The sequence below is a fragment of the Runella sp. genome (genome assembly GCF_965279615.1).
Taxonomy (GTDB): domain Bacteria; phylum Bacteroidota; class Bacteroidia; order Cytophagales; family Spirosomataceae; genus Runella.
Map to the genome: position 1 here is coordinate 2,337,235 of NZ_OZ257252.1, position 16,903 is coordinate 2,354,137.

At 42.7% G+C, this 16,903-nt stretch carries 16 protein-coding genes and 1 pseudogene; 13 read left to right on the top strand and 4 right to left on the bottom strand.

What is annotated here, in order from left to right; genetic code table 11:
• Nucleotides 1-37: 37 nt before the first annotated feature.
• Nucleotides 38-430 carry a hypothetical protein gene (locus tag ACQY73_RS10190; RefSeq protein WP_428665076.1) on the bottom strand — a complete coding sequence of 131 codons (393 nt, stop codon included), beginning with the start codon at nucleotides 428-430 and terminating at the stop codon, nucleotides 38-40.
• Between the two features lie 96 nt (nucleotides 431-526).
• On the opposite strand from ACQY73_RS10190, the gene ACQY73_RS10195 reads away from it, so the two are divergent.
• The gene (locus ACQY73_RS10195) at nucleotides 527-1,549 is read left to right on the top strand and encodes a formylglycine-generating enzyme family protein (RefSeq protein WP_428665079.1); all 1,023 of its coding nucleotides are present in this window, start codon (nucleotides 527-529) and stop codon (nucleotides 1,547-1,549) included.
• A gap of 5 nt (nucleotides 1,550-1,554) precedes the next feature.
• Here the strand turns inward: ACQY73_RS10195 and ACQY73_RS10200 are convergent, their stop codons facing one another.
• Entirely contained in the window at nucleotides 1,555-2,367 is an 813-nt protein-coding gene (locus tag ACQY73_RS10200) for a hypothetical protein (RefSeq protein WP_428665081.1), read from the bottom strand.
• Nucleotide 2,368: 1 nt separating this feature from the next.
• Entirely contained in the window at nucleotides 2,369-3,232 is an 864-nt protein-coding gene (locus tag ACQY73_RS10205) for a DUF488 family protein (RefSeq protein ID WP_428665083.1), read from the bottom strand.
• 214 nt (nucleotides 3,233-3,446) lie between these two features.
• Between ACQY73_RS10205 and ACQY73_RS10210 the strand changes: the two genes are divergently transcribed.
• The 12 genes and pseudogenes from ACQY73_RS10210 to ACQY73_RS10265 all read left to right on the top strand — a co-directional run bounded on the left by ACQY73_RS10210 (nucleotide 3,447) and on the right by ACQY73_RS10265 (nucleotide 16,511).
• Nucleotides 3,447-3,719 (top strand): TIGR03643 family protein, encoded by a 273-nt coding sequence (locus ACQY73_RS10210; protein WP_428665086.1) that lies wholly within the window; start codon nucleotides 3,447-3,449, stop codon nucleotides 3,717-3,719.
• Nucleotides 3,720-3,735: 16 nt separating this feature from the next.
• Nucleotides 3,736-3,888 carry a DUF2256 domain-containing protein gene (locus ACQY73_RS10215; protein ID WP_428665088.1) on the top strand — a complete coding sequence of 51 codons (153 nt, stop codon included), beginning with the start codon at nucleotides 3,736-3,738 and terminating at the stop codon, nucleotides 3,886-3,888.
• Between the two features lie 64 nt (nucleotides 3,889-3,952).
• Nucleotides 3,953-4,459 carry an N-acetyltransferase family protein gene (locus ACQY73_RS10220; RefSeq protein ID WP_428665090.1) on the top strand — a complete coding sequence of 169 codons (507 nt, stop codon included), beginning with the start codon at nucleotides 3,953-3,955 and terminating at the stop codon, nucleotides 4,457-4,459.
• A 177-nt stretch (nucleotides 4,460-4,636) separates the two neighbouring features.
• The gene (locus ACQY73_RS10225) at nucleotides 4,637-6,838 is read left to right on the top strand and encodes a penicillin acylase family protein (RefSeq protein WP_428665092.1); all 2,202 of its coding nucleotides are present in this window, start codon (nucleotides 4,637-4,639) and stop codon (nucleotides 6,836-6,838) included.
• 251 nt (nucleotides 6,839-7,089) lie between these two features.
• Nucleotides 7,090-10,626, top strand: coding sequence for a DUF4175 family protein (locus ACQY73_RS10230; RefSeq protein ID WP_428665094.1), 3,537 nt, complete (start codon nucleotides 7,090-7,092; stop codon nucleotides 10,624-10,626).
• Nucleotides 10,627-10,691: 65 nt separating this feature from the next.
• Complete coding sequence (locus tag ACQY73_RS10235; RefSeq protein WP_428665097.1) at nucleotides 10,692-11,396, top strand: hypothetical protein; 705 nt, start codon at nucleotides 10,692-10,694, stop codon at nucleotides 11,394-11,396.
• A gap of 180 nt (nucleotides 11,397-11,576) precedes the next feature.
• Nucleotides 11,577-12,296: a hypothetical protein gene (locus ACQY73_RS10240; protein WP_428665100.1), complete on the top strand. Its 720-nt coding sequence runs from the start codon at nucleotides 11,577-11,579 to the stop codon at nucleotides 12,294-12,296.
• Nucleotides 12,286-13,461 (top strand): class I SAM-dependent methyltransferase, encoded by a 1,176-nt coding sequence (locus tag ACQY73_RS10245; protein WP_428665102.1) that lies wholly within the window; start codon nucleotides 12,286-12,288, stop codon nucleotides 13,459-13,461. Before ACQY73_RS10240 ends, ACQY73_RS10245 begins: the two co-directional genes overlap by 11 nt.
• Before the next feature lie 80 nt (nucleotides 13,462-13,541).
• Nucleotides 13,542-14,885 (top strand): hypothetical protein, encoded by a 1,344-nt coding sequence (locus tag ACQY73_RS10250; RefSeq protein ID WP_428665105.1) that lies wholly within the window; start codon nucleotides 13,542-13,544, stop codon nucleotides 14,883-14,885.
• Nucleotides 14,886-14,964: 79 nt separating this feature from the next.
• Nucleotides 14,965-15,048 (top strand): annotated as a pseudogene (locus tag ACQY73_RS10255) (hypothetical protein); the annotation flags it as partial.
• Nucleotides 15,049-15,079: 31 nt separating this feature from the next.
• Nucleotides 15,080-15,604, top strand: a complete 525-nt coding sequence (locus ACQY73_RS10260; protein ID WP_428665107.1) for an acyl-CoA thioesterase — start codon at nucleotides 15,080-15,082, stop codon at nucleotides 15,602-15,604.
• 52 nt (nucleotides 15,605-15,656) lie between these two features.
• The gene (locus ACQY73_RS10265) at nucleotides 15,657-16,511 is read left to right on the top strand and encodes a hypothetical protein (RefSeq protein WP_428665110.1); all 855 of its coding nucleotides are present in this window, start codon (nucleotides 15,657-15,659) and stop codon (nucleotides 16,509-16,511) included.
• Nucleotides 16,512-16,568: 57 nt separating this feature from the next.
• Here ACQY73_RS10265 and ACQY73_RS10270 read toward each other — a convergent pair whose 3' ends face one another.
• On the bottom strand, nucleotides 16,569-16,817 hold the full coding sequence (locus ACQY73_RS10270) for a hypothetical protein (protein ID WP_428665113.1): 249 nt from the start codon (nucleotides 16,815-16,817) through the stop codon (nucleotides 16,569-16,571).
• Nucleotides 16,818-16,903: the final 86 nt, after the last annotated feature.

A 16,903-nucleotide genomic window follows, 5' to 3' on the forward strand; every position in this document is an offset into this window, starting at 1 on the left:
ACGTTCCACATTCATAACTCTCATTTCACTTTAAAACTTACTTTCTTCTGCGATTTCCCCCGCCGCGCGGTCCGCGTTTTTCGCGTTCAGCGGCTTGCCATTCCTGGTATTTCTTAAATTGATCTTCGCTCAAAATACCTTTAATGCTCGTCTGGAATTTTTCGTTAACTCCCTTCATGCTCTCACGCATGGCATCGCGGTCGCCTGCATTTTTCTCTCTGATTTTTACGGCTTCCTGTGTACGGGCCAATTCCAGATCATAGATTTTTTTGGTGGTGGCATCGTCCAGCGTCAGTGCCTGCTTCAAATCTGCGGAAACGCGTTCCGCACGTTTTACGGGATCCATCGGCTCACGTTGAGCAAATGAAACTTGAGCTCCGATGGCCAGCGCCATTACAAAAATGGTGCGAATGATGTGTGTTTTTTTCATGGTTTTTAAATACCGTCAATGCGGTTGTTTTCTGTTTCATTACCTTTGACGGATCAAACCGCCTAAGGTTTAATTGTTCAACATTTTCATTCTGATATGTTACGCGCTTTTCATCTTTTATTGTTTAGTACAGCAATTGTCTTTATAATATCGTCTTGCCAAAAACAGTCTGATAATCAACAAAATACTTCCTCTACGGTTCAGGCAACAGAACTTAATAATGACTTCCTGAAAAAACTCGCATTTCCGTCAACTATTAGTTACATCGGTTTGGAAAAGCCAAAAGACACCACCGTTGTGAATACAAAACCGGCTGCCATTCCTCCAAACATGATATACATTCCGGGCGGACCGGTACAGGTAGGTGCCGACGAAGGCAAAGAACACGAACGCCCTTCTTTCTGGGCCAAGGTAAAACCGTTTTTGATGGACATCCACCCCGTCACGGTAGCGGAATTTCGGAAGTTTATTACCGCCACAAATTATCAAACGGAAGCTGAAAAATTTGGAAACGCCGGCATCATCGACGAATCGACCGACCAACAATGGATTCTGAAAGACGGCGCCAATTGGCATCATCCAATGGGCCCTGATTTTCCCGCTGCGACCGATGACCTTCCTGTCACACAAGTCTCCTGGAACGATGCCAATGCGTATGCCAAATGGGCCGGAAAGCGCCTTCCGTGTGAGATCGAATGGGAGCACGCCGCTCGCAATGCCCGCAACAGCCGTGCTATTTATCCGTGGGGCAATGATATTCAAACCAAAGGAAAATACAACGCCAATATCTGGCAGGGAAAATTTCCGGTGAAGAATTATAACGAAGACGGCTTTCCCTATACGTCACCGGTTGGACAGTTTGGCAAAACACCGCTTGGCCTTACCGACATGAGCGGGAACGTATGGCAATGGCAATCCAATCCAAAGTTCAATTATGAAGCCCTTTTCCGGACCCCTACCCGCGACGCTGATCTTTCCAACGAGCGTGCCCAACGCGGCGGCTCTTTCCTTTGTGAACCCGGCTGGTGCCACGGCTACCGCGTATCGGGACGTTCCTCTTCCACTACCGAAACGAGCCTGTTTCATGTAGGCTTTCGGTGTGTAAAAGATGTAGAGTGAGTTAATTAAAATAAACTCAATTGAGGATCAATTTTGGGGGGCTTTGGAAAAGTTGGATGAAATGTCCCAATAATCATAAATGGATTTTTAGCTTGAAGATGAAATGCTTGAGTAGTGCCCAAGAAAAAATATAAATCTTTTGTTTTCGCAAAGTCGTCAAAATATTTTTGCCTTACTTTTTCGCAAGCTTCCTTCTCATTATTATATCTCCAAAAAAGAGCCCCGACTTCCCAATCTTCAATCATCATTTTACTTTTTCGCCCATTAATATCTTCAAATAAATAGCTAAACTTATAAGGCAATTTCCTTACTATTTTAAAATCGCTACCTCTTTGTTCAAAAATGCTTAGTTGGTTCATCACCGCAATCTTATCTTTATCCCACTCTCTGTCAACAGCTTCCCATGTGAAATCCAAAATTTTTGTAGGCTTAAAAGTAGCAAGCGAAGTTCTTCTATCTTTACTTTTCGCATCAGCGATTAATTCATCTAAATCAGTAAAAACATTTTTAAGAACTGTCATTTTTCGCTCTTCCCAATCATTGTCTTTAGAAGCTTCTCCAATTCGTAAAGGTTCTGTCTCTAGTGTCGCAGGCCTATAACTTTCTCTACGAAAGTCACTCGTATTTTTAACCAAATCAATTTCTATCCAATCATACTTTTTGTATTGATTTACATATGCTAGCTTACGAAATTGAATCGGATATATACGAACCCAATCTCCTTCTTCAGTAACCCCTGCTGTACATACTAATTCATCATATTTGCCCGATAAAGTAGGATAAGTTTTAACAGTAATCAAAACACGCATTTTAGCCATTTTATAGATGTATTAGTTCAAAATTCCAAAATTCTAACTCAGTTACAGCTTTAGCAACCTTACTTCTATGGCATTGGCAAAAAGACGCTTCAAAACATGTCAGCGCAATCCGTTGGTTCTTCTCCAGAAGGTCAAAAATGGTCTTAATGTACTCTCCCTGATTAATCAGATAGTTTGTCTCATAGTCTTCAAATAACACATCATAATCTTTCTGGGTAACCAAATTTTGCCGTTTTTCGCTGGGAATACCAAGTTGGGGTAAGTGGATATAAGTTATCCCAATAGCATCACAAACTGACTTTAATTGATTTTTTGAAAACCCAACTTTTTGACTCAACGGATTACGCCTCACATCACACAAGATTTTTACATCGTTTAGCAAAAGTTTATTAAAATATTTTTCAATCGTTATTCCCTCATAACCAATAGTATAAAGCACGGTGTTTTTTTTCTCAGGCTTTTGGTTCATTACTCTGGTAAATTCAACATCTGTTAATAACTCTTTTGCTTTTTCACTTCTAAAGGCATAGTAAGGGTATTTTATATAGGTTTCCCGCATTAACTCATCCGTTGAAAAATTTTTATACACCCTATATAAGTGAGAAAGTTTATTCTTGTCATCAGCAGTTAATTCATTACGAAATGAAGTCATTTCTTCCAACTCCCACCCTTTCCCTGTATCTTTGATTTTGCCGTACGTCTTTAAAGCTTGTATATCCCAATTGGACTGAAATGAAAAACAGCCATAACGGTGAGGGACAAACTCAAAAGATGGTTTATCTTGATACTTTGTGAATAATAACAGCAGTTTTTGAAGGTTTATCTTATTAAGCTGACCTCCGAAAACTTCAAGTATTGAAAGCAATATTTTGCGTCTATAGTACATCATAATAACACAAAAGTACTGGTTTATCCTTACCCTACCTATCTCACTTTTACCGATAGCTCAAATATTAGACTCATAACCGGTAAATAAGTTACATATACACCAAAATTCTTCTGCTTACAAGTATAGATAGACTTCTTTCCAAACAAATCCGTCCCAACCGTGTTAGAACGTACAAAGATTATTGTACCACATGAATTTATCATATCAGGAAACAGACCGTATCGTGCAAATGGCGTGGGAAGACCGAACCCCTTTTGAAGCGATTGAAGCACAATTTGGGCTTCCCGAAAAAGAAGTGATTGCCCTCATGCGAAAGCAAATGAAACGGAGCAGTTTTGAGATGTGGCGCAAGCGCATGAACGGCCGCTTGACCAAACATAAAGCATTACGCAATGATACAGTTGAACGCTTCCATTGTTCGCAACAGCGTAGTATCAGCATGAATAAAATCGCTAAAGGGTGACAGGCAGTACCTAGCCATGAAAAATGTCAAAAAAGAAAACCTTCCCAAAAAAACCTGCATTGCTTGCGGGCGGCCGTTTACGTGGCGCAAAAAGTGGGAAAAAGTGTGGCAGGAAGTAAAGTATTGCAGCGATCAGTGCAGAAAAAACTCAAAGAAAAAGGCCTGTTAACATCTGATAAATGCTCTGATTATGCCGCTCAAATAAGTTATTTTTGCATAAATTGCCACTTTAGGTGAGTTCAAAAAAGCCTCAGCAGGATCCGCCGCGCGGAAGCGTAACCTTTGTAATGAAATTCAGAAAAGCCACTAAAAAAGATGTCCCCTTCATTGTCCAAATGTTGGCGGATGATGAATTGGGGAAATTGAGAGAAAACTATCAGGAACCTTTGCCTGACCAATATTACCAAGCCTTTGCCAATATCGACAATGACCCTAATCAGGAATTGATTGTAATTGAAAATGAAAGGGGAGAAATCATCGGCACTTTACAGTTAAGCTATATTCAGTACTTAACCTATCAAGGCGGCATTAGAGCTCAAATTGAGGCGGTTAGAATACGAAGTGATCAACGCGGGCAGGGAATTGGCGAAACATTATTCAAATGGGCCATTGAGAGAGTCAAAGAAAAAGGCGCTCATGTCTTACAGTTAACCACCGACAAAAAACGTCCCGACGCCATTCGCTTCTACGAAAATTTGGGCTTTAAGGCTTCCCATGAAGGAATGAAATTGCATTTATAAATCAATAAAGGTTGCGCCTCACCGATTCTACAAAGGTTGCGCCTCGCTGAGGCTTTTTGGATTTAGTTGGTGAAAAAACACCAACAACCTCTCTTCTGTTTTTCAAAATTTTCTTCTAAATTGCCATAGTCCAAGTCCCCTTTTCATCAACATCTACAAAAACCACCCTGCAACAGTATGAAACGACTGTTTACCCTTATATTAATCTTTATTGCGTTCACTAACAGCTTCTTACAAGCTCAAACTTTTTCATCTGACGAAATCGCGCAACTTCGAAAACAAGCCCAACGCATTACCGTTGTCAAAGACAAATGGGGCGTACCGCACGTTTATACAAAAACTGACGCCGATGCGGTGTTTGGCATGATGTATATTCAATGCGAAGAGTTTTTTGAGAAAGTGGAAAATACACTGATCACCCGTTTGGGACGTCAGGCGGAAGTCGAAGGGGAAAAGGAACTGTATCAGGATCTGTGGGCACGAACCTTTATTGATTCGACCCGAGCCATAGCGTTATATCATCAAACCCCCAAGTGGCTTCGCAAATTATGCGATGCCTACGCGGCCGGCATTAATTTCTACATGATCTCGCACCCGGCTCAAAAGCCCAAACTTATCACCCGCGTAGAGCCTTGGATGGTGCTGATGAACAATATTCCCTCCATCGCCAACAGCAATCTTACGGAAATAGAATTTCGTCAATTTTATTCCAAAAATGCAGCTATTTCCCTCTCTTATCTACCCAAGGTCAACCATGAATTTTATCAGGAAGCGGGCGGTTCCAACGGTTGGGCCATAGCTCCGTCGCGGACGCAAAATAAGAACGCTATGTTGCTCATCAATCCTCACTCCGAGTTTTACGGGCGGCTGGAAATCCATTTGGTAAGCAAGCAGGGACTCAACTCGTATGGCGCGCCGTTTTTGGGTCAATTCAATATCTTTCAGGGCTTTAATGATTTTTGCGGATGGATGCATCCCATCACTCTCTCTGATGCCAAAGACCTGTATGCCGAAACTGTAGAGAAGAAAGACGGCAAATATTCGTATCGCTACAACGGCGAATTGCGGAGCGTTGACAGCTCACGCATCACGGTTCGTTACAAAAAAGACAATGAATTGCTTTCCAAAACTTTCACCGTTTATCGTACTCATCACGGCCCCGTTGTGGCGGTCAGGGATAAAAGATGGATAACGCTGAAAAGTACCGATGCCAATATTGAGTTGTTGGGAGTTCATTGGAAGAAAATGAAGGCTAAAAGTTTTGAAGAATTTCAGTCAACCATTGGGAAACGTGTCATGGTCGGGAATAACATCATCTATGCCGACCGCAAAGGAAACATTGCCTATTGGCACGGCAATTACGTTCCCCAACGCGACCCTTCTTTTGACTGGAAACGCCCCGTAGATGGCAGTACTGACGCCACCGAATGGCAGGGAACACACCCTCTAAGCGAAATTCCACATTATATTAATCCCGTAAACGGTTGGGTGCAAAATTGTAATTCTACACCCCTCTATGGCGCAGGTACTTTTGATACACTGATGAGTCGTAAACCAGCGTACATGCTTCCGGATGGCCATACACCCCGTGCCATGAACGCTGTACGGCTACTGAGTAAGCTTCAAAATGCCACCATTGACGACGTCATTACGGCGGCACATGACACCTACTTGCCTAACGCCGAGCGTTTTATTCCAACGTTGATCAAATCGTTTGAATCAAATCAAACTGATTCTGTATCAGCGCTGCTTGCCGCACCTATTCAAACGCTTCGTCGTTGGAATTTTCGCGCAGATACCACCTCTGTGGCAACAACATTGGCGGTTATGTGGGTAGAAAAGATCATTCCGCTGAACGTTGCCCGACTCAAAAAACCCATTGCCAACGAAGAAAATTATTCCGTGACCAACGGCGCCAACCTTTCAACGGATTTTATTACTTCAAAAGAGCAACTTAACCTTTTGACGCAGGTCATTCAGGAATTGAAAAAAGATTTTGGAACGTGGGAAGTACCTTGGGGAAGTATCAATCGTTTTCAACGCATTAAAGAAGGAGAAACCTTCAGCGACAGTCGCCCGAGCCGGGCCGTAACCGCCACACCGGGACCAATGGGTTCGCTCAATGCCTATTCAACCCGTAAAGTTCCGCAGGCGAAAGCCCGTTACGGGGTCAATGGCAATACCTTTGTGGCTGTAATTGAATTTGGCAAAACGCTGAAAGCCAAGACTATTCTGACCGGTGGTGCCAGTACCGACCCGAATTCACCGCATTTTACCGATCAAGTGAAAGGATACATTAACAGCCAATTCAAAGAAATCTTTTTCTATAAAAAAGACGTCATGAATAACGCCGAACGAATTTATAAACCCGGCGAATAAAACCGTAGGGGCAGGCCTCGCGTCTGCCCAATCTGACCAAGTTGACATTTACCCGGTTTGATGTGCGAAGGGGGCAGACGCGAGGCCTGCCCCTACAAATCCCCCTATCGCCTATAAGATTTCCCCCAATTTGCGTTATTCTCAGAATCTTTCTCTCCCAAATTTACTTTTTGCATCATTTTTGCGTTAAATTTATTAGTAACTTTGGAATAACGACGTCCAACCTTTAAGCACCGCCCAAACACTACTATATGAAAACCCAAACACTTTCCGTACTGCAGGAGCGCATTGGTGAGTACAAACGGAAATTTTATCTGAACCAACTCGTCAAAGGTGTGATTTTCGCGGCAGCTTTTGTGCTGTCGGCGTACTTATTTGTCAACACCATAGAGTACTTCGGGCGTTTCAGTTCAACGGTACGGGGTACGCTTTTCTTTGGCTTTTTAGCTATTCTGGGCTATGCGTTGGCCCGTTGGGTAGTTACTCCTTTAGTGCATTTATACGGTTTGCGCAAGTCGCTTTCAGACGAAGAAGCTGCCGGACAAATCGGAAATTTCTTTCCCGAAATCGGCGACAAACTCATCAATACCTTACAGTTACGCAATTTATCCGGAGCGCAAACCGACCTGATCGAAGCCAGTATTCAGCAAAAATCGAAGCAATTGCTGATCGTGCGCTTTTCAGATGCCGTCAAGATCGACCAAAATCGTCGTTATCTTAAATACGCTATTTACCCATTGGCCGCCATTGGCTTGGTATTGCTTATCAATCCCCGCTTTTTTGCCAACAGTTCTGACCGTATCATTCACTTTGAAAAAGAATACAACGACGCTCCATTTACCTTCAAACTAGACAACCCCAACCTCAAAGCCTTCCGTAACGAAGATTTTACGTTACAGGTTTCGTTGGCGGGCGGAGCATTGCCCGAAGCAGTTTACGTAGTACATAACAAAGCCAAGTTCAAACTCGAACCCGAAGATGCCGATACTTATAGCTATACATTCAAAAATGTTCAGCGTCCGATAGAGTTTCAATTTGAAGCAGCCGGCTATAAATCAAACAATTATAAGTTGATCGTAGCTGAGCGCCCAAGCCTGTTGTCGTTTGATGTCACGCTTCAATATCCTTCTTATTTAGGAAAACCTGCGGAGCAATTGAGCAATGTAGGCAACCTGACCGTCCCCGAAGGCACCACCATTACGTGGGATTTCAACACCGACGCTACCGAAGATATGGCCTTGGCATTTGAAGGCGACAAAAAAGTGTATCCCGCCGAAAGCAAACTGACGGGCGGTTATGAATTTCAGAAAAACGTTCGGCACTCAGCCAATTACGAGATCAAACTCAAAAACGATGAGTCAGACAACCGCGAGAAGATCAGTTATTTCCTAAACGTTATTAACGACAAACACCCAACGCTGACGTTGGAGAATTATCAGGATACTACCCTGTACAATTACTTCGTGTTGGGCGGCAACATCGCCGATGATTACGGTTTCTCCAATTTGCGCGTGTTTTACAACCTTCGTCGCAAAGGCGATAAAACCGACGAGAAAAAAGTCGCTTACAAAGGCTTTGGTATTCCGTTCAACAAATCGACGACCAACCAAACATTTTACTTCCAATGGTACGTGGACAGCCTTCGTCTTACGCCGGGCGACCGCATTGAATATTATGTACAGGTATGGGACAACGACGGCGTAAATGGTCCTAAGTCAGCCAAATCGCGCATGATCGACTTCGCCGTTCCTTCGAAAGAAGAAGTGCGCGCCGAAGCGGAAAAATCGGCCGAGAAAACCGAAGCTCAAATCAACAAAACATTACAGAAAGCAAAGAGTTTGCAGAAAGAGTTGGAAAAACTTGACCAACGTCTGAAAAGCGAGCGTGAGTTGGATTTCCAAGACAAAAAACAAATCGAAGACCTGCTCAAAAAGCGCGAAGAACTCATGAACGACATGAAGAGCATGCAGGAGCAGGCTCAAACCGCGCAGGAAAAGCAGGAACGTTTTGCGGAGCAAAGTCCCGAAATGAAGCAAAAGATGGAGCAGTTGCAAAAACTGATGAAAGAATTGCTCGACCCTGAAACCAAGAAACTCTACGATCAACTCGAAAAACTCCTGCAACAACAACAGCAGGACGATAAGATGCAGGAGTTGATGAACAAGCTGAAAAACAAAGAATTCAATGCTCAGAAAGAAATTGAAAAAGCATTGGAAATGTTCAAACAGCTTCAGCTTCAACAAAAAGCCGAACAGATTCAGAAGGATTTGAAAGAAATGGCCGAAAAACAGGAAAAACTGGCCGAAAAAACAGAGCAGGAAAGCAAAGAGAAAGAAGGGAAAGAGAAAGATCAGAAAGACCAAAAAGGCAAAGACGGGAAGGATCAAAAGGATAAAGACCAGAAAGATAAAGACCAAAAAGGCAAGGATCAGGAAGGAAAAGACAAAGACGGAAAAGATAAGGATAGCAAAGATAAAGAGCAGGATGGTAAGGATAAGGATGGTAAAGAAGATGCTAAGCAGGAAGAGCTGAAAAAGGAGCAGGAAGAGTTGAACAAAGAGTTTGAAGAAACCAAAAAGGACATCGAAGAACTCGAAAAGTTGAACGAAGAACTTGCCGATAAGCAGGAAATGGATACGGGCAAAGAAGATCAGAAGGATGTAGAAAAAGAACAGCAAAACAGCTCGAAACAACTTCAGCAGAAGCAAAACAAAAGCGCTTCCCAGTCTCAGAAGAAAGCTGCCAAGTCCATGAAGAAAATGGCTCAGCAAATGGAAGAGTCAATGGAAAGTGCTGAAATGCAGGAGATGGACGAAAACATGGACAACCTGCGCGATATTTTGGAAAACCTGATACACCTTTCGTTTGACCAAGAGCGCGTCATGAAAGATTTCAGAGGCGTCAATTTGCAAGACCCTCGTTTCATCAAATTGGCACAGGATCAACTTAAACTTCAGGACGATGCCAAGGTGATAGAAGACAGTTTGTACGCGTTGGCCAAACGAGTGATGCAAATCCAGACGTTTGTGACCCGTGAGCTCAACGACATGAAGTTTCACATGACAGAAAGCACACGCTACATTCGCGAACGCCGCCTCAATATGGCTACCAGCAAGCAACAGTTCGCCATGACGTCCATCAACAACCTATCGCTGATGCTTAGCCAGACGCTTCAGCAAATGCAGGCAGCGATGATGGCGATGGCCAGTCCGGGCAGTGGCAACAAAAAAGGCAGTAAAGGCAAAGGAAAGAGTCCGGGCAATTTGGGTGAACTGCAAAAGCAGCTCAATAACCGCATCCAGCAAATGCAAAAAGGGCAAGGTCAGGGTCAAGGCGGCATGGGCGGACGACAGATGTCGGAGCAATTGGCGCAAATGGCCGCCGAACAGGCACGTATTCGTCAGATGCTTAAGGAGTTAATGGATTCTCAAAAAGGCTCGGAAGGCGGTCGTAAGGTTGGCAATGACGTTAAAGAGTTAATGGAAAAAATGGATGAGACCGAAACCGACTTGGTGAACAAGCGCATTAATCCTACAGTGATCAAACGTCAGGAGGAAATTGTGACGCGTTTGTTGGAATCTGAAAAAGCGTTACGTCAACAGGAAGAAGATACTCAACGCAAAGCCGAAACGGCCAAGCCACAACCGCGCAATCCGCCCGCCGAGTTTGAACAATACGTAAAAGACAAGCAGCGACAAACCGAGTTGTTGCGTACTGTACCGCCAAGTTTTGCACCTTTTTACAAGCGCGAAGCCGATAATTACTTCAAAAAAGCAGGCGAAAAATAGCAAAAACATATAATTGAATGTCAGTCAGAAAACCAATATTTCTGACTGACGCTCAAAATACAATCATGAGAATATCTTTACTACTTCTTTTTGGACTGCCGGGAATTATAAACGTCGCTATTTCTCAAACGACCAATCCTGTTCCCAAACAACCCATGTGGATGGATGGGGCGTACACCGGCCATGATTTTCGGTACGAAGGTTTTAGAGGTTCTGCGTTGTTTATTAATGAATGGCTCAATGGTCAGGTCTCGTTGACAGATGGTCGATTGTTTAAGGATGTTCCGCTGAAATACAACGCCTACACCAAACGACTGTTTATGAAAAACCCCGTTGGTGACTCCATTGAGGTATTTTCCAATTTGATGGATTCGTTTGTGATCAACGATCCCGTTTCCAAAAATGATTTTGTATTTAAGCGGTTCCCTACCGCAAAAATGGCGAAGAACAACGCCGGCGATCTATTCTTTTTGGTGCTGTATGAAGGAAAAACAAGCTTAGTAAAGTTGATCAATAAAACGATCAAAAAGGCAGATTACAAAGATCCTTACAGCAACAATATCCCTTACGATACCTTCGAAGACGCACACGAATATTACCTGCTTAAGCCCGATAATACCCTCACAAAAGTTAAAAAAAGCAAAAAAGCCATTACGGAAGCGTTGTCTGATAAAGAGCCCGCAGTAAAGGATTTTATGGTACAACAAAATGTAACTGTCAAAACCGAAGCTGAATTGGTAAGGGTTGTAGCCAAATACGATAGTTTCTGAGGCCTTTTCTTATTGGTTTCACTCCAAAAGCGTCGAGTGCATATCTTAGCTTCGTACTATTTTTTCATTTTATCTGCCCAAAAGATTCATTCATTGGTTTGGGTTTGACGTTTATCTATCGTAGCTTTGAATACCTCAAAAGCTAACTGCTGTTTGTACGGCCGATAAAAACAATAAGACATGAAAAATGTATTCCTTTTCAGCTTCTGTGTCTTGGCAGGCACCTCGCTTTTTGCCCAAACCAACAATGCCAACAACCTCATCCGGGATGTAGACGGGCGCCTCAGTACGGGTACTTACATGACTTCTTCTTTTGATAGTCGCTATGAAGGAATCAAAGGCTCGCCTTTTTTTATTTCAGAATGGATCAAAGGTCAACTGGCTTTTGTGGATGGGCGTATCTTTAAAGAAGTGCCCATTAAATACAATGCCTACAGCAAAGAATTGCTCATGAAACGCCCGGGTGGCGATTCTATCATTGTATTTCCCTACCAGATCAGTTCTTTTGTGATCAATGATCCGGTGACAAAGGCAAATTTTGAATTCAAGCGTTATCCGGCTGCCCAAACCCCAAAATACGACCTGCGTGAAGTATACTTTCTGACCTTGTACGAAGGCAAGACAAGCTTAGTAAAATTAGTCAGTAAGGCGCTAAAAAAAGCCGATTTCAAAGACCCGTACAGCAACAACGTACGCTTTGATACCTATGAGGATGCCAACGAGTATTATCTCATTAAAGCGGACGGCAGCATGGTAAAAGTCAAAAAGAACAAAAAATCAGTTTTAGGTGCCCTGTCTGACAAAGAAGAGGCGTTGAAAGCTCTTTTTGAACACGAAAAATTAGAAATGAAAACCGAGCGTGAGCTCGTGATTGCGGTTGCGAAGTACAATGCTATCTAACGAACAAATTGCCTTTATCCAACAACATATTACGGCTACTCCAACTGCTTTACTGCTTAAATTCGGGAAGGAGAAAGAATTTTTAATTGCACAAATTGAGGCTCGGCAAAAGGCACGGAACAAACTTCCGACCTGGTTTGCCGAGCCTCGTTTGGTCTTCCCTCCTGCCGTTTCGGTAGAGCAAAGTTCTTCCGAAACCACCGCCCGTTACAAAGCTGAAATCATGCGTCAGGCAGCCTCACATACACTGATCGACGCGACCGGCGGCATGGGAATTGATGCTTTTTTTTTCTCAAATTATTTTGATTCCGTTACGTATATTGAACAAAATGAAAAACTGGCAGAACGGGCGCACCATAACTTTGAGGTACTAAAAGCCAACAATATTACCGCTATCTGCGGCGATTCTATTGCTCATTTACGTCAATTGAAAGACAAAGCAGATTGGCTCTATTTGGACCCCGCCCGCCGCACCGCCGATCAACGCCGCGTAGTAGGATTGGCCGATTGCGAGCCTGATATTACAACTCATTTACCGTTGTTGTTGGAAAAAGCTCACCGACTTCTTATTAAAGTTTCTCCCTTATTAGACCTAACACAAACACTTCGGGAAGTACCGCAGATCACAACGGTGTATGTAGTGGCCGTTGAAAATGAATGCAAAGAATTGTTATTGGAAATCGGAATTTCTTCTTCTGAGCTGCTCGTAAAAACCATTAACTTTAAGAACGACGGCAGTAGCCAATCGTTTGATTTTCAATGGGCCGATGAACCTACTGCCGCAGTTTCGTTCAGCAATCCTCTTCGATACGTTTATGAACCCAATGCTGCGGTTTTAAAGGCAGGTGCTTTTAAGTCATTGGCCGCAATGTACCAAGTTGCGAAGCTCGCTCCGCACAGTCACCTTTATACCTCTGAAAGTTTACTCCCCCATTTCCCTGGAAGAATATTTGAACTCATCGACGTAATAAAAGCTGATACTAAGGCCCTTATCCCTTATTTAACAAATGGAAAAGCAAACCTGACCATTCGTAATTTTCCGGCAACGGCCGATGAACTTCGTAAAAAACTGAAACTAAAAGACGGTGGTGACGTATATTTGCTGGCTACAACGCTCTCCAATGGAGATAAACGACTATTGGTGTGTAACAAGGCATCGTTATAACAACTACTTATAAAGCTGCAGCCAAAAAATTAATAAATTTTTATTTCTGCTACCACCTAAACTACCATAAAATAATTTCTATGGAAATTCCTCCTCACGAAAAAAGCAACTGGATCCAGGAATTATCAAACCAAAGCTGGAACCTGGAATTTGTAGTCTCCGGTGCGGCTATTTTTTCTACCTCTTTTCTGCCGGAACTAACCGACCAAGCTATAGCGAGTTATTTTGAAAACTACCAACTCACCAATGATCTTCCGGATCAATTATTTCCTATTTTAGCCTATAGTTTTGCCAAATCTTCTACCTATTTACTTATTATCACCTTTGTTTCACACTTTATACTTCGGGCATTTTGGATAGCTTTGGTAGGTTTGAGAGCAGTATTTCCGCAAGGCATAAACTTCGAAAATATACCGAATACCAATAAAGAGTTGGCAGAAATCTATAAAAAGAAATTTGGCAGTTTAGACGGTTTCATCGTCAGATTGGACAAAATATGCAGTCAAATTTTTTCCATTGCTTTTGTATTGGTTCTGTTTAGCCTAATGCTTGCCCTATTGTATGTCGTTATATTTCTTGGCACAGTTGGCGTTAGAACGTATTTTCCGGAGCTCTACACCAAAGCTAAACCTATTTTTATGGCAATTGCTTTGGCTATAGCAGTAGTAAGCATGCTCATATTTTTACTTAGTTCAAAAGAGAAATACAGAGAACACCCTTTGGTAGGGAAATTATATAAACACTTCATACAGAAAAGCACTTGGTTATATATGGGTATGTATAAGCCCATACAATACATAAACTTTACATTTGGCTCGAACCTACCTCGTAAAAAGTATTTCCGAGCTATTGCTTTGATCGGTTTTTTGTTTTTTGGGGTGTCTATTTTTATATATACACTCAAGTTATTAGATCACAACGGTCTTCCTTATTTAGAATCTCGCAATTTTTATTCAAGCGGCTCGGCAGAACATCAATTAATAGCCAATTATTATGATAATCTCAGGCAGGAAGGCGAAAGAATAGTAATAGCCGGTATTCAGTCTGACGTTATTGAAGAACCTTTTGTGAAGCTGTTTATCACCTACAATAAGGGGCTTGATGCCGATTTATCGAAGTTTTGCTCTGCCCCAACGCTTCCCGACACTCTCAAAAACTATAAAAAACGAATACTGAAAGATAAAACCCGGCTCGACTGCTTTAATCAGTATTTTAAGATAATATTGAATGACAGTACATTAACACCCGTAGAATTTTTCTTTGAAGAATACCACACTACGAAAGGCTTAAAGACATATTTGAGTACCGAAAAATGCAAAATAGGTCGAAATACGCTCTACATAAAAACCATGAAAACCGACAGCCTTCCCAAAAAAGTGTGGACTGACTATGTGGCCGTACCGTTTTGGTATGCAAAGGATTGAGTGGAAAAGCGAATCTTACCATTCGTAATTTCCTGACCAACTTCGTAAAAAACTAAAACTAAAAGACGGTGGTGACGTATATTTGCCGGCTACAACGCTCGCCAATGGAGATAAACGGCTATTGGTTTGCAAAAAAAAAGGGGCAATAGCGCCTTACAGATAACTCATTCATTCAACGACTTACTGTTACTTCCATGTTTTTCGAACGTATACCGGGCAAAGAATATCCCAAAGAACCGGAATCTCGGGTAATCATCCGTTTTCAGGATTGCGACCCTTTGCAACACCTCAACAATGCCAAGTATTTTGATTATTATTTCAACGCCCGGGAAGATCAGGTAGCAAAACTATACGAATTTAATTTCGGACGACTTTTCCGCGAACTGGGCCAAAGCTGGGTCGTTTATCAGCATCAGATCGCATACGTACGTCCGGCGATGGTGAGTGAATGGGTCCGTATTACCTCTCGACTGATCTATTTTAACCAAGATACCACCGTCACCGAATATTACATGACGGACGATAACCGAACTCAGCTTAAAAATGTACTTTGGGTAACGTCAAAATACATTGATGTCCGCGTGGGCGAACGGGTTGTTCACCCACCAACGGTCATGGATTATCTGGAAACCACCTGCCTCCCCAACGTCGATTTTCATAATTGGAACTTCAATGAACGCATCCGAGAGATCAAAGGAAGCCTAAAAGCAAAGAGTTAAAACAGTTCGTCTTTTTGCTTCAAATCTTTCCAATTCTTAACTTCCCACACTTATGAAGTGGCTTCAAGATACGGTTTTCATCATTAATTACTACCTCCAACGAGCGCATTGGCTCAGTCTGGATGTAGTAGCGGGAGCTGTTGTAACCCACATCATTGCGAGTCGATTACCCAACGGTCACGGCGAAGTTTCATGGGTATCCACTCTTTTGGTAGGCATTGCCGTATTTATTATTTACGTCACAGATCGGTTGTTAGATAATCGCAAATCTGACCACGCGCCTACTCCCAGACATGAATTTCACGTTAAACACGAGCCGTTGCTTATTAAAATAGTTGCGGGTCTTGCGCTTGTTGCATTAGTGCTTGTTTTTTGGTTGCCCTCCAAAGTGCTTTTATTTGGGGCAGGATTAGCCGGTATTGTGGGTCTTTATTTGTGGTTTACCTTCAAAATTTCTTCTACGCATACGGCGCAGATCTTTAAAGAGCCGCTGGTGGCCCTTGCGTACACCGCAGGCATCTGGGGACCTGCCATCCTGACCGAGACTACCCTTGCGTGGGAAAGTCCCGTGTTGATGGGTTTATATGGGTTATTGGCCTTTCAGAATTTATTGCTGTTCTCATGGTATGAATCGCTCGAACTGGAAGAGGGCTTTTCACTGGCCATTGCGTGGGGTACAGAAACGGTTTCTGCGGTGCTGAATTGGCTTTTAGGCTTAATCGTTGTGGGGGCAATTTGCGTCATTATCTTCACTACTCATCGGTATTGCGTCAGAGCGGCAGTAGTGGTCGTTGTGATGAGTGCCTGTATGCATTGGTTAAAACGCTCTTCGGCCACCGCCCTCGCCGACGAACGCTACCGGCGCTTGGGAGATGGTATCTTTTTGATTACGCTCTGGCTCCTGTAAGTCATTCAATATCCTGAAATCTTCAAAAATTTTCATGACAGTTAACACCAATTTTTATTATTTTTTCTTTTTGATCGAAGGCTTTACCGTTGCCTTTGGTTTTGCCTCTTTTTTGGTTTCCGGATCAATAAGCGGTACCGCTCCGCGACGATAGCGTAAATATTGAAAACCCAGCAAACAAGACAGGCTAAGCATTAACAACCAATAACTTTCCTGAAACTCAGTTCGGCGGAATTCCATGACCCATAAAATAAAAAAGCCCAACGTGGCCCAACCTACCAAGCTCTCAACCAAAGGTGTTTTCATAGATTCGATACAGAAGAATTTGAGGCTGCAAAGGTAATATCTTTCACCTATATCAAATAAATCTCAGGGAATATGGTTGAAAATCG

What these genes read in the sequence shown, in the direction of transcription:
- ACQY73_RS10190 (WP_428665076.1), bottom strand. Translation starts at nt 430, where the DNA reads ATGAAAAAAACACACATCATTCGCACCATTTTTGTAATGGCGCTGGCC.
- ACQY73_RS10195 (WP_428665079.1), top strand. Translation starts at nt 527, where the DNA reads ATGTTACGCGCTTTTCATCTTTTATTGTTTAGTACAGCAATTGTCTTT.
- ACQY73_RS10200 (WP_428665081.1), bottom strand. Translation starts at nt 2,367, where the DNA reads ATGGCTAAAATGCGTGTTTTGATTACTGTTAAAACTTATCCTACTTTA.
- ACQY73_RS10210 (WP_428665086.1), top strand. Translation starts at nt 3,447, where the DNA reads ATGAATTTATCATATCAGGAAACAGACCGTATCGTGCAAATGGCGTGG.
- ACQY73_RS10215 (WP_428665088.1), top strand. Translation starts at nt 3,736, where the DNA reads ATGAAAAATGTCAAAAAAGAAAACCTTCCCAAAAAAACCTGCATTGCT.
- ACQY73_RS10225 (WP_428665092.1), top strand. Translation starts at nt 4,637, where the DNA reads ATGAAACGACTGTTTACCCTTATATTAATCTTTATTGCGTTCACTAAC.
- ACQY73_RS10230 (WP_428665094.1), top strand. Translation starts at nt 7,090, where the DNA reads ATGAAAACCCAAACACTTTCCGTACTGCAGGAGCGCATTGGTGAGTAC.
- ACQY73_RS10235 (WP_428665097.1), top strand. Translation starts at nt 10,692, where the DNA reads ATGAGAATATCTTTACTACTTCTTTTTGGACTGCCGGGAATTATAAAC.
- ACQY73_RS10240 (WP_428665100.1), top strand. Translation starts at nt 11,577, where the DNA reads ATGAAAAATGTATTCCTTTTCAGCTTCTGTGTCTTGGCAGGCACCTCG.
- ACQY73_RS10245 (WP_428665102.1), top strand. Translation starts at nt 12,286, where the DNA reads ATGCTATCTAACGAACAAATTGCCTTTATCCAACAACATATTACGGCT.
- ACQY73_RS10250 (WP_428665105.1), top strand. Translation starts at nt 13,542, where the DNA reads ATGGAAATTCCTCCTCACGAAAAAAGCAACTGGATCCAGGAATTATCA.
- ACQY73_RS10260 (WP_428665107.1), top strand. Translation starts at nt 15,080, where the DNA reads ATGTTTTTCGAACGTATACCGGGCAAAGAATATCCCAAAGAACCGGAA.
- ACQY73_RS10265 (WP_428665110.1), top strand. Translation starts at nt 15,657, where the DNA reads ATGAAGTGGCTTCAAGATACGGTTTTCATCATTAATTACTACCTCCAA.
- ACQY73_RS10270 (WP_428665113.1), bottom strand. Translation starts at nt 16,817, where the DNA reads ATGAAAACACCTTTGGTTGAGAGCTTGGTAGGTTGGGCCACGTTGGGC.